The sequence below is a fragment of the Paenibacillus vini genome (genome assembly GCF_018403325.1).
GTDB classification, from domain to species: Bacteria; Bacillota; Bacilli; order Paenibacillales; family Paenibacillaceae; genus Fontibacillus; species Fontibacillus vini.
Window position 1 is genome coordinate 444,619 of sequence record NZ_BOSL01000002.1, and the last position, 11,342, is coordinate 455,960.

The 11,342-nt window shown below is 49.5% G+C and carries 12 protein-coding genes; all 12 read left to right on the forward strand.

All coding sequences use genetic code 11. From position 1 onward, the window contains the following. The first annotated feature begins 29 nt into the window (after nt 1-29). Entirely contained in the window at nt 30-827 is a 798-nt protein-coding gene (locus KJS57_RS05430; RefSeq protein ID WP_505870443.1) for a segregation and condensation protein A, read from the forward strand. Then, nucleotides 796-1,458: an SMC-Scp complex subunit ScpB gene (gene scpB, locus KJS57_RS05435; protein WP_213654020.1), complete on the forward strand. Its 663-nt coding sequence runs from the start codon at nt 796-798 to the stop codon at nt 1,456-1,458. The genes KJS57_RS05430 and scpB overlap by 32 nt, the downstream gene beginning before the upstream one ends. A 176-nt stretch (nt 1,459-1,634) precedes the next feature. Continuing rightward, the gene (locus KJS57_RS05440; protein WP_213654021.1) at nt 1,635-2,333 is read left to right on the forward strand and encodes a DUF2953 domain-containing protein; all 699 of its coding nucleotides are present in this window, start codon (nt 1,635-1,637) and stop codon (nt 2,331-2,333) included. A 115-nt stretch (nt 2,334-2,448) separates the two neighbouring features. Next, entirely contained in the window at nt 2,449-2,934 is a 486-nt protein-coding gene (gene ytfJ, locus KJS57_RS05445) for a GerW family sporulation protein (protein ID WP_213654022.1), read from the forward strand. Nucleotides 2,935-3,097: 163 nt separating this feature from the next. Beyond that, complete coding sequence (locus KJS57_RS05450) at nt 3,098-4,285, forward strand: D-alanyl-D-alanine carboxypeptidase family protein (RefSeq protein WP_213654023.1); 1,188 nt, start codon at nt 3,098-3,100, stop codon at nt 4,283-4,285. Between the two features lie 62 nt (nt 4,286-4,347). After that, nucleotides 4,348-4,980, forward strand: a complete 633-nt coding sequence (locus KJS57_RS05455) for a nucleoside recognition domain-containing protein (RefSeq protein ID WP_211020923.1) — start codon at nt 4,348-4,350, stop codon at nt 4,978-4,980. Nucleotides 4,981-4,987: 7 nt separating this feature from the next. Next, the gene (locus KJS57_RS05460) at nt 4,988-5,521 is read left to right on the forward strand and encodes a spore maturation protein (protein ID WP_280520360.1); all 534 of its coding nucleotides are present in this window, start codon (nt 4,988-4,990) and stop codon (nt 5,519-5,521) included. A gap of 211 nt (nt 5,522-5,732) precedes the next feature. Beyond that, nucleotides 5,733-6,740: a DUF2167 domain-containing protein gene (locus tag KJS57_RS05465; protein ID WP_213654024.1), complete on the forward strand. Its 1,008-nt coding sequence runs from the start codon at nt 5,733-5,735 to the stop codon at nt 6,738-6,740. Between the two features lie 69 nt (nt 6,741-6,809). After that, nucleotides 6,810-7,574: a pseudouridine synthase gene (locus KJS57_RS05470; protein ID WP_211020922.1), complete on the forward strand. Its 765-nt coding sequence runs from the start codon at nt 6,810-6,812 to the stop codon at nt 7,572-7,574. A gap of 265 nt (nt 7,575-7,839) precedes the next feature. Next, nucleotides 7,840-8,367, forward strand: a complete 528-nt coding sequence (locus KJS57_RS05475; RefSeq protein ID WP_211020921.1) for a peroxiredoxin family protein — start codon at nt 7,840-7,842, stop codon at nt 8,365-8,367. Between the two features lie 21 nt (nt 8,368-8,388). Next, the gene (gene resB, locus KJS57_RS05480; RefSeq protein ID WP_211020920.1) at nt 8,389-10,059 is read left to right on the forward strand and encodes a cytochrome c biogenesis protein ResB; all 1,671 of its coding nucleotides are present in this window, start codon (nt 8,389-8,391) and stop codon (nt 10,057-10,059) included. Next, nucleotides 10,056-11,318: a cytochrome c biogenesis protein CcsA gene (gene ccsA, locus KJS57_RS05485; protein ID WP_211020919.1), complete on the forward strand. Its 1,263-nt coding sequence runs from the start codon at nt 10,056-10,058 to the stop codon at nt 11,316-11,318. The genes resB and ccsA overlap by 4 nt, the downstream gene beginning before the upstream one ends. Nucleotides 11,319-11,342: the final 24 nt, after the last annotated feature.

Below are 11,342 nucleotides of genomic sequence, written 5' to 3' on the forward strand. Positions count from 1 at the left end.
TTTTGCATGTCATGGGTGGGGGAAGTTCATTGACGACAGTATTATACAAGCTGGAATCATTCGAAGGACCGCTGGACCTTCTATTGCATTTGATCGATAAAGCGGAGATAGATATTCACCAAATTTCGATCAGTGAAATTACGGACCAGTACCTCGAATATTTACACAATATGCAGGAGCTGGAACTGGAAGTGACCAGTGAATTTCTTGTCATGGCGGCGACGTTGCTGTCGATCAAGAGCAAGCAGCTGCTGCCCAAGCCGCCAGTGATCGAATTTGACGATGATTTCGATTATTTGATGGAGGACGAAGAGGATCCCCGGGATGAACTCATCCGCCAACTGATCGAATACCGCAAATATAAAGGGATTGCCGAGCATCTTCACGAGCGCGAGTGGGAACGCAGTTTGATATTTTCCAAGGAGCCGGAGGATCTGACACCGTATTTACCCGAAATCGAAGAGAATCCCGTCAAAGGCCTGCATGCCGCGGACCTGATTGCGGTTTTCCAGAAGGCGATCCGGAAAGCGGTCAAGCGCAACACGGTAGCTCGTATTCGCCGGGATGAAATTTCGGTCAAGGACCGGATCCGGGAAGTCGTTTCCGCGCTGGAAAGTGTAGGAAAGGGAGGCAGGCTCCTGTTCTCCAAGCTGCTGCATCAGGAAATGTACCGGCATGAAATTGTAGTTACTTTTCTGGCGATTTTAGAACTGATGAAAATGAAACAAATCGTATGTTATCAAAACAAGTTGTTCGATGATATTGTCATGGAGTGGAGAGGGGTAGTAAAGGCAGATGAATTATCAGGAATTGAAATCGATTATTGAGGGGTTGCTATTCTTAGCAGGTGAGGAAGGAATCAGTTTGAAGCAGCTTGCGGAGGTGACTGAGCAAAGGCAGGATTTAGTCGCGGATGCGCTTCAAGATATGAAGAATTCCTTCGAGCGGGCAGGTCGGGGCTTGCAAATCGTCCAGATCGCCGGTAATTATCAGCTCGCTACGTTGCCGCAGCACGCGCCTTATTTCGAGAAGCTTGCCTATTCACCCTCACGTTCCTCTCTGTCCCAGGCGGCATTGGAGACGCTCTCCATTATCGCATACCGTCAGCCGATTACCCGAATTGAGGTGGAGGAAATTCGGGGCGTAAAGTCGGAACGAGCCATCCACACCCTGGTAAACAAAGATCTTATTGAAGAGGTCGGCCGGGCGGAGGCGATCGGACGTCCTATTTTATACGGAACGACCAAAGCTTTCCTCGATTATTTCGGTCTGGCCAGTTTGAAGGATCTGCCGGATCTGGCCGATTTCGAAAGTGCTGAGCAATTAGAGGAAGAGACTCAGCTGTTATTTCAGAAGCTTGAGGAGCAGCAGCTCACTTTTGACGATGTCGACAAGACGGGGCAGGAAGCTAATCCGGAACAGGAACAGCAGCAAGAGGAACAAGAACAAGAGAGTTGATGGGGAATGATCGTGTACCCGTATCAGCGCAAATGAATAGTCTGCTCAAGCCGCCCTTACGGGCGGCTTTTTTGTGTTGCATACTACGCCAAAATGCCAAACTTGGAATTTTTTAATGATAACCGTGCCATACTATTCGGAGCTTGTTATCTGATTATGGCTTGGAGGGCACTCCCGTGTGGATTTGGCTCGGAAGCATCCTGGTCCTGTTGCTGCTGGTCCTGACGCTGATTTTGTTATCCAAAATAACGTTTCATATCAAGCTCAAGAAGGAAAACAAGGATGAGACGATTATGATTGATGTAACGCTATTGTTCGGGCTGCTTACATATCATTATCGGATTCCGGCCCTTGGGCTGAATAAGCTGCAGGACGGCTTATGGGTCGAGAACAATAGTAGCGATAATTTCTTCAAGACGCATACTTCGGCCGGGGAGCAGGAAATCGATAAGGAAAAAGTAAACCTCTGGGCGGAGCAATTTCGCGATATGATCCGGGCAACCAGAGGATTGAAAAAGTGGCTGAATACGACACTTCGCCGGGTCACCTTGGTCAGCATGGAATGGTCTACAAATGTGGCGCTTACCGATGCAGCCCATACGGCAACCCTTACCGGCGCGTTATGGGCTTTGAAAACTACGCTGATCGGATGGCTTTCCTACCATATTTCCTTGCGGCAACGTCCGAAGTTGTTTGTCGTTCCCGTATTCGGCGGTTCCCCGTTATTTTCCACCGAGCTCAACTGTACGGCTGAAATACGTCTCGGGAATGCTGTTTATGCTGGAATGGTTCTGGTGGTCCGCGTATTGAAAGTTAAGGGCGGAGTGAAGAAGTGGAGAAGCCTCCTTTCGAAGGGCAATCAATCAGGAGAGTAAGTCCCGTTACGATTTAGGAATAAAAAGGGATGGTGCATACTCCTCCTTCAAAGTGCCCACAATACGAAAAAGCGATGGTAAGTACTTATCTATATCGCACTGAGGAGGAATTTTTATGGTTGAGCATCCGATACAAGGGCTAATGAAAACCGCGATGGAAAACATCAAGGATATGGTTGACGTGAATACGATTGTCGGGGAGCCGGTCGAAACGCCGGACGGCAGCGTCATTCTTCCGATCAGCCGGGTCGGTTTCGGCTTTGCAGCCGGGGGCAGTGATTTCAACATTGACGAGAAACCCGAAAAGAGCGGGACGACCTCTGAAGGAGGCAAAGCCCGGCCGTTTGGCGGCGGCAGCGGCGGCGGCGTGTCGATCAATCCGATCGCATTTCTCGTGGTCGGTAAACAGGGGGTTCACATCGTTCCGCTTGATAATCAAACCCACTTGATGGAGAAGGTGATCGATGCGGTTCCCATGCTGATCGATAAAATCCAGACCATGTTTCCGAATGGCTCGGTCCAAACCGTGACAAGTTCGGTAACCACAGGCAAGCCGGATGTTGCAAGTGCCGCGGAAGCGGCTATCCATCCTTTTGCCTAAAGAGCCGTTCCCTTCCGGAACCCCGGAGGGGACTTTTTTTGAAGAAAATGATTGGAATAAATTAATAAATTGCGGCTTTACTACGGTTACCTGGCTTGGACATACTCCAGGAGCCTGCTGCATATAGTAATTACTAGTTCGCGCAAGCGAGAGTCGGAGGAAGATGACGATGAGAATTTCATCCAAGATAAAATTAGCCGGATTGCTGACGCTCGGCCTGCTGCTGGCCATTCCGCCGGCCGCCGGGGCTAAGGAGAAGGCACCTGCTGCACCGTCCACCCATGCGCAAGCGGCTGCACTGATTGATGTCACTTCCGGAAGAATTTTGTACAGCTCCCACGGAGATGACGAGCTTCCGATTGCAAGTTTGACCAAAATCATGACCGCCATAGTCGCTATCGAACACGGACAAACCAAGGAGAATGTGAAAGTCAGCCGAAATGCCTTCGGCAAGGAAGGCTCCTCCATTTATCTGCGTCTCGGCGAAGAAATGAGCCTTGAGAATATGCTGTACGGTTTAATGCTTCGATCCGGTAATGACGCAGCGACAGCGATCGCCGAGCATGTCGGGGGCTCCGAAGAAGGTTTCGTTCATCTCATGAATGAAAAAGTAAAGATGCTCGGACTTGAGCATACACAGTTTCAGAATCCGCATGGCCTGGATGCGAAAGGGCATTATTCGTCTGCCAATGATTTGGCCAAGCTGACAGCCTATGCGCTTCATAATCCGCTGTTCAAAGAGATCGTGCGCACTCCTTCCAGAAAAGCGCCAAACCCGAATGATCCGTGGGATTACCGCTGGGACAACAAAAACAAAATGCTGCGGTTCTATGAAGGCGCAGACGGCGTTAAAACGGGCTATACCAAAATTGCCAGACGCTGCCTAGTCAGCTCGGCAACGAGGAACGGACAGCAAGTTGTGGCCGTTACGATCAACGACGGCGACGATTGGAGTGATCATCGTAAGCTGCTGGATTATGCGTTTGCCCATTACCCGCTCAAATCGTTGGTGGAAGAAGGGCAAGCCGTTAAAGACGGATTAAGAGCAGGCACAAGCTTCCGTTATCCGCTCTCCGAGGAGGAGAAGGATGAAGTGGAGCTTAGGCTGATATTAAAGAGCGGAAAGTCGGATTCATTCGGTTACCGTGGAAAGATTGCGATTTCTATCGGGAATAGCGAAGTCGGATCGGTCCCCGTATATGAAGTGGCGCAGGGGACATCGAGTCCGTCCGCAAAGGCGGGATTCGGGAATCCGGTTGCCATGCCGACCGGGACAGGGGCCAAGGTTGTTCCGGGCGGATGGTCGGATTCGTTTGAAATGGTCCTGAAAACAATGCTGCTTGCAGGATAATCTTCAGTGGCACAGACAGTCTGAAGAGCAACGCCAAGCAATTGTGGAGAGGGGGGAGAATAATGATCAATAAGATTTGGCTGGCCCTAATCTTGATCGGTTTTGTGTTCGCTGCGGTGAAGGGAGATATCAATGTCGTGACCCAGGCCGCGTTTGAGGGAGCCGCGACAGGTGTTACAGTCTGCCTAGGCTTGATCAGCGTCCTAGTGTTCTGGATGGGCATCATGAAGCTGGCTGAGGAAGCCGGACTCGTAAAGGGCATCTCCAAGATTCTTGGTCCGGTCGTTTCCTATCTGTTTCCTGATGTGCCGAAAAATCATCCCGCCATGGGCTACATTCTTTCCAATATGAGCGCCAATTTGCTGGGGCTCGGCAATGCGGCCACGCCGATGGGAATACGGGCCATGCAGGAGCTTCAGGAGCTAAATCCGGATAAGGAAACGGCTTCTCCAGCCATGTGTACGCTGCTGGCGCTTAACACGGCAAGCATTACGTTGATTCCGACTACGCTGATTGCCATCCGAATGAATTTCAACTCGGCGAATCCTGCTGAAATCGTCGGATCGACTCTGCTCGCTACAGGCATCGCCACTATCGCGGCGATCGCGGCGGATCGATGGTACCGAAAGCGGCATGCCTGGAAGCAGCCTCCGGTGATTCCTCCGCCTGCGTCTACACTATCGTTAAAGAGGTGAGACCCGATTGCTGAACTGGATTAATATGTTGTCCGCCTGGGCCGTGCCTGTCATGATAGCATTTATTCCTTTATATGCTCAATTGAAAAAGGTTCCGGTATACGAGTCCTTCGTCGACGGGGCTAAGGACGGATTTTCTACCGCGATCGGCATTATCCCCCACCTGGTCGGTATGATGGTGGCGATCAGTGTGTTTCGCGCATCGGGAGCACTGGAGTTTTTTGTAGGGTGGATGACTCCGTTTCTTGAGAAGCTCCAGGTACCGGCTGAAATTCTGCCTCTCGGTTTTCTGAGGCCTTTGACGGGTACAGGCTCTTTGGCTTTTACGACCGATCTGATCAAAACCTATGGTCCCGATTCGATGATCGGCCGCATTGCTTCTACCATACAGGGCAGCACGGATACTACGCTTTATGTGCTCACCGTATATTTTGGAGCGGTTGGAATCAGAAACGGAAGATATGCCTTGAAGGTGGGGCTCTTTTCCGATGTGGTCGGCTTTATTGCCGCGATCGCGGTTTGCTTGCTTTTGTTCGGATAGGGCATCATACATAACTTTCATAACTTTTGCATCAAGTTGAACGCCGTTCCGGGGAGACTCCCGGTTCGGTGTTTTTTGTGCTCTCTTGTGTGACTAAAGTCTCAAATATTAAAGATTTTCATAAAATTCGATTTAATCAGGAAGTTGGTGGGTATATAGAACGGGTCTGCATTTTTCAAAATACATAAGGAAAAGAGAGGGAATTCACAGCATGTGGAAGAAGAAAAGATTCATAGGAAGGCTTGGAGCGGCCTCCGTTACTGTCATGATGCTCGCAACCATTTTTACGTCTAACGGCGCCTATGCCGAAACGGAATTGAACTGGATTGAAGGAACGGGACAAAGTGTTACGCTCGGGGATGATCTGGCTGAACTGAAGCTGAGCGAGGATTTCGTGTTTCTTAACGGAGCCGACACTCAAACTTTCCAACAGGAATCCGGCGGAGTTCCAAGCGGGATGGAGATCGGGATGGTATTTCCGATGGATGATGCTCAGAATTGGGCGGTCATGTTTGAATATGAAGACTCCGGACATATATCCGATAAAGAAAAGAATGATATCGATGCGGATGCGCTGCTTGAAAGTTATATAAAAGGAACGGAAGAGAGCAATAAGAATCGTGATGAAGCGAATCATATGTTCGTGGACGGCTGGGAAACGCCGCCGAAATATGATGAGAAGCTGCGGAGCCTGACTTGGTCGCTCATCGGGCATGATGCCTATGATGAACAGATTATTAATTATAACGTTCGAATTTTGACGCGCGAAGGCAATGTATCCGCTGTGTTGATCTCCGATCCGGCAGAGCTTGCTCAGTCGAAGCAGATTATGGAGGATCAGATTCTGACGGCGTTTACTCTGAAGGATGGGCAGCGGTATGAGGATTTTGATCCCAAAGTGGATAAAAAAGCGGAGTATGGCCTCACCGCTTTGATCGTAGGCGGCGCCGGCCTGGCCGTGGCGAAGAAGGTCGGACTGATCGGCGCCCTGGTCCTGATTATCCGGAAGTTCTGGGTAGTTATTATTGCCGCGTTGGGCGTGGTATGGAGATTTATTACCGGTAAGAAGAAAAAGAAACAGGAACTCCAAAGTAATCTGACGCAAGATCCCCCAGTTGGCGGAACAGCGCCGGGAAATCAAGATCCCTATGCACCTGCAGCACCAAATTCCGGGCAAGGTCAGCCGCCCCAGACTCCTCCGGCTCCCCCGGCGGACTGATTAGCTTGACGGCTGCTATTGTGATTTTCGTTTCCTATGGGTATCATGTGTATGAGGTGACTTATAGACATGGAAAGATTGCAAAAAATATTGGCGGGAGCCGGAGTAGCATCACGCCGTAAATGTGAGGAATTGATTCTCGGCGGGAAGGTGCAGGTCAACGGGGAAACCGTGACTACTCTTGGGACCAAGGCTGATCCGGCTGTAGATGTGATTACCGTCGGCGGGAAAACGATCGGCGCGGAAAAGAAGATTTACATCGTATTTAACAAACCGAAAGGCGTTATTACGAGCGCATCGGATCCCCAAGGCCGCAAAATCGTCACCGATTATTTAAAGGGCATTACCGAACGGCTTTATCCGGTTGGCCGTTTGGATTATGATACCGAAGGTCTGCTGCTCTTGACGAATGACGGAGATTTCGCCCATTTGCTGACCCATCCGAAGCATCATGTTCCGAAAACGTACCATGCAACCGTAAAAGGCGTTCCTCATGGAACTGAACTGGACAAGCTGAAGAAGGGTGTAATGCTGGAGGATGGCATGACGGCTCCGGCGGAAGTGGAATATCAAGATATTGATCCCGAACAGAAGCACTCCACCATCTCCATTACGATTTACGAAGGCAGAAACCGGCAGGTGCGGAGAATGTTCGATGCGATTAAGCATCCTGTTACTAAATTGAAACGGATTTCTTTCGGCGATCTTTACCTCGGCAACCTGAAGAGAGGCCTTTATCGTCATCTGACCAAGGAAGAGATTGAGGGTCTGCTCAAACAGGCCAGAATTGCAGGCAATAAGTCCGCAAAAGGACAAGCGGACAGATCGAAATAGAAATGCAGGGCATGGAATCCGTAAAGATTCTGTGCCCTGTTTTTTTGCGCTTGGCTCGGATCGAAGATTACCGCTTAGGAAAAGCTGGTTTTTTTGCACTCCAGCCTCGTAAATTGCAGAAAAATGAATTTATTATATAATGATAAGGACACATAATATTCAAATTTCCCCCGGCTGAAACTATGGCAATTTTCGTTATAATGTTCATAGGATATTCACTTTTTGTCCATTGATTATGATATTTGTCATAGAAGGAGAGTTGGTTATGGGGAAGGCGAGACGTCCGGTACAAATCGTCATTTTAATCTTTATCGTCATCCTTGGCGTCTATGCCATCGGATCGGCTGTATCCGGCGGCGGAAGCGGTAAACCTAAGATGGGTGACAAACCTCCCGCGATCAAATTGCTTGGGATGGATGGTAAGGTACATACCCTGGAAGAGTACAAAGGTAAAGCGGTGGTCGTTAATTTCTGGGCTACCTGGTGCACGTATTGCGTTAATGAAATGCCCGCGCTTCAGGCGCAGTGGAAGAAGTGGAGCGATCAGGGCGTGGTGGTGCTAGGCATCAACACTGGCGAAGACGAGATGACGGTGCGGAATTTTACGCAGCAGCTCGGCATCGATTTTCCGGTGCTTTACGATACGAACAATGAAGCGGTTCAGGATTACGGCGTTGTGCCGATGCCGACGACTTTCTTTGTCGATAAGAAAGGCAAAATTGCCTCTATCCATGAAGGCGAGCTGAATTTGGCGACCTTGGACGATCAAATCAAGCGGCTGGTGAATCCTTGATGGAGATAGGGGGACTTTCTTTTGATTAAAAATACGAAGTGCGAATGCGGGCACCAGAATCGGGTCGGCACGGTGCTTTGCGAAGCCTGCGGCAAGCCGCTCGACGAACATGCGGATTCCAAGGAATTGCTGGAGATGCGTTACGACGGCGTAGCCCGGCGTTCGCAACGCGCAAACCCGAACTTTATCGATAAGATTTGGAACTTCTTTTCCTCGGTCAAGGTGGCTATTTATCTAATCATATTCACTTTGATCGGGGCGATTTTCGGTACAATTTTTGAACAGGAAAGCAATTTCGTGAGTTTTGATCCGTCAACCTTTTACAAGGATAAGTATGGAACGATCGGCGATATTTATTACAAGCTGGGCTTGTCCCACACTTACGAGTCCTGGTGGTTCGTCTTGCTGCTCGTGATGATCGGAGCCTCTCTTGTCATCTGCAGTCTGGACCGGGTGCTTCCGCTTTACAAAGCGCTTTCAAAACAGAAGATTCGCAAGCACATGCAATTTCTTACCCGGCAAAAGGTGGTTTACCAAGGGCCGGTCGAGGGAAACGGCGAGGAATGGGTTCAACAGGCCGTGAAGCCGCTTAAGAAAAAGGGATACCGTGTGCATACGGACGGTTCCGCCCTCCTGGCCGAGAAGCAGCGGTTCAGCCGTTGGGGCCCTTACGTGATTCATATCGGCCTGATCGTGTTTTTGCTGGCCGTGCTATTCCGGGGTTTGCCGGGTCTGCATCTCGACAAGCATTACTGGTTCCCTGAAGGGGAGATCACCAAAATTCCCGACACGAATCTTTACTTGAAGAACGACAAATTCACGGTCGAATACTACACCGAAGAAGAAATGTCCGATGATTTCCGTGGTACCGGCAAGATCGTTCCGAAGCTGTTTGAGACAAAGGCGATCCTGTATGAATGCACGGCGGATTGCGGCGATCCTTCTAAGGAGCCGAAGCTGAAAGAGGTTCAACAGCATGCGATCCGGGTCAATGACCCCTTGAACTATAAAGGCTTTAAGGCGTATCAGTTCGACTTTGACTTGACGCCGAAGCTGCGGTCGGTACAACCCGTGCTTGTTAATGTTGAGACAGGCGAGCAATACGGAAAGTTCAAGCTTGATATGACGAACCCGCAGCAGAATTTCACTCTTGGCCCTTATACGCTGGAGCTGAAAAACAAGTTCATGGATTTTGCCTTAAATGATCAAGGTCAGCCGATTTCCAAATCCAAAGATCCGAATGCTCCGGCATTTTTGTTTTTGGTCAAGGGACCGGATTTACCGGAAAAGGGAAGCCAGTACATTTATTTTCCCAAACAGATCGATAAAGAACGATTTCAGCAGGATGCCATTAACGAAAAGCTCGGCGGTCTGCAGAACAAACTGCAGCTGGATGTAATCGGAATGGAAGATGTCGACTTTATCGAGTCCTCCAGCTACTTAAATATCCGTATCGACCGGGCGATGCCTTATGTCTGGACGGGTCTTGGAATCGTAATGCTCGGGCTGGTTATGGGATTTTACTGGCAGCACCGGCGGATCTGGCTTCGCATCGATGACGGCGTATTGACCGTGGGGGGCCACACTTCGAAGAACTGGTTCGGCTTGCGCCGCGAAGTGGCTTCATTTCTCAAAATGATGAATGTGGAAGTGGATGAGAAGCAATTGGATAACGGGGGGAATCGGTCATGAGTTTTTTAGAGGTCAGTAGACAGGCTTTTGTAATTGCGTTTTATTTATATTGTTTATCTTTTATTTTTTATGTAGTGGCCGTAACGGGGAAAACCTGGAGAAATCGCGATCCGAAGCAGCATGAACGCAAATGGGGGATTATCTCGTTTGCGACCTCTTCCCTTGGACTGCTAGCCCATCTGGTCTATTGCGGTACGCGTTGGGCGTACAGCGGGCATGTTCCGGTGAGTAATATGTACGAATTCATGACCTTCTTGTCCATGATGGTTATGGTAGCCTTTACGGTCGTCTTCTTGATTTACCGTAAAATTTTGCTCGGTATGTTTGCTTTACCGATCGCCATAATTATTATGGCTTATGCAGCGGTATTTCCGCAGGATGTTCAGCCTTTGATTCCGTCGCTTAGATCCATCTGGTTGTACATACACGTTACTTTGGCGGCTTTGGGAGAATCGTTCTTTGCGGTCGGTTTTGCCGCCGGTTTAATGTATTTGCTACGGACAATCGACTTCAGCGCAAAAGACAAAATATCCCGCCGGCAAAAATGGTGGGTTGAATTTACGCTTTTTTCTATTATTATAGTAGTGGGCTTCATTGTCTCCGTATTCGCATTCCGCGCTTCCGGTTATGAAGCTGTTTTCACGCAAAATGCGACAAAGATTGACAGCCAAGTAGAGCAAGATAGTACAATAGACAAGAAGATGTACTCTATGCCTCCGATTGTGGCTCCGCATGACAGCAGTGTAGAATCCATTCAACCGTTCCTCGGCCTGGATAAACCGTTGTTTGAAGCGCCGGCGTGGATGAAAGGCGATAACTCGGGCCGCAAGCTTAACACGGTGTTGTGGGCGCTGATTTCCGGCGTAATCATTTACGTCCTGCTTCGTTTGATTCTCCGCCGTTCGCTCAGCGAATTGCTGGCACCGACGGTGAAGAGTATAGATCCGGATGATCTGGACGAGATCAGCTATCGCGCGATTGCAATCGGGTTCCCGATCTTTACGCTGGGAGCTCTCATCTTTGCGATGATTTGGGCGCAGCAGGCATGGGGACGATTCTGGGGCTGGGACCCGAAAGAAGTATGGGCTCTCATTACCTGGCTTTTCTATAGTGCATATCTGCATCTTCGTTTATCGCGCGGTTTTCAGGGGCGCAAGGCTTCCTGGCTCGCCGTACTCGGCTTCTTAGTCGTTATGTTTACCCTCGTAGGGGTCAATCTCATCATTGCGGGTTTGCATTCCTATGCGGGCACAGACTAATGATATAATAATCTAACCAATAAT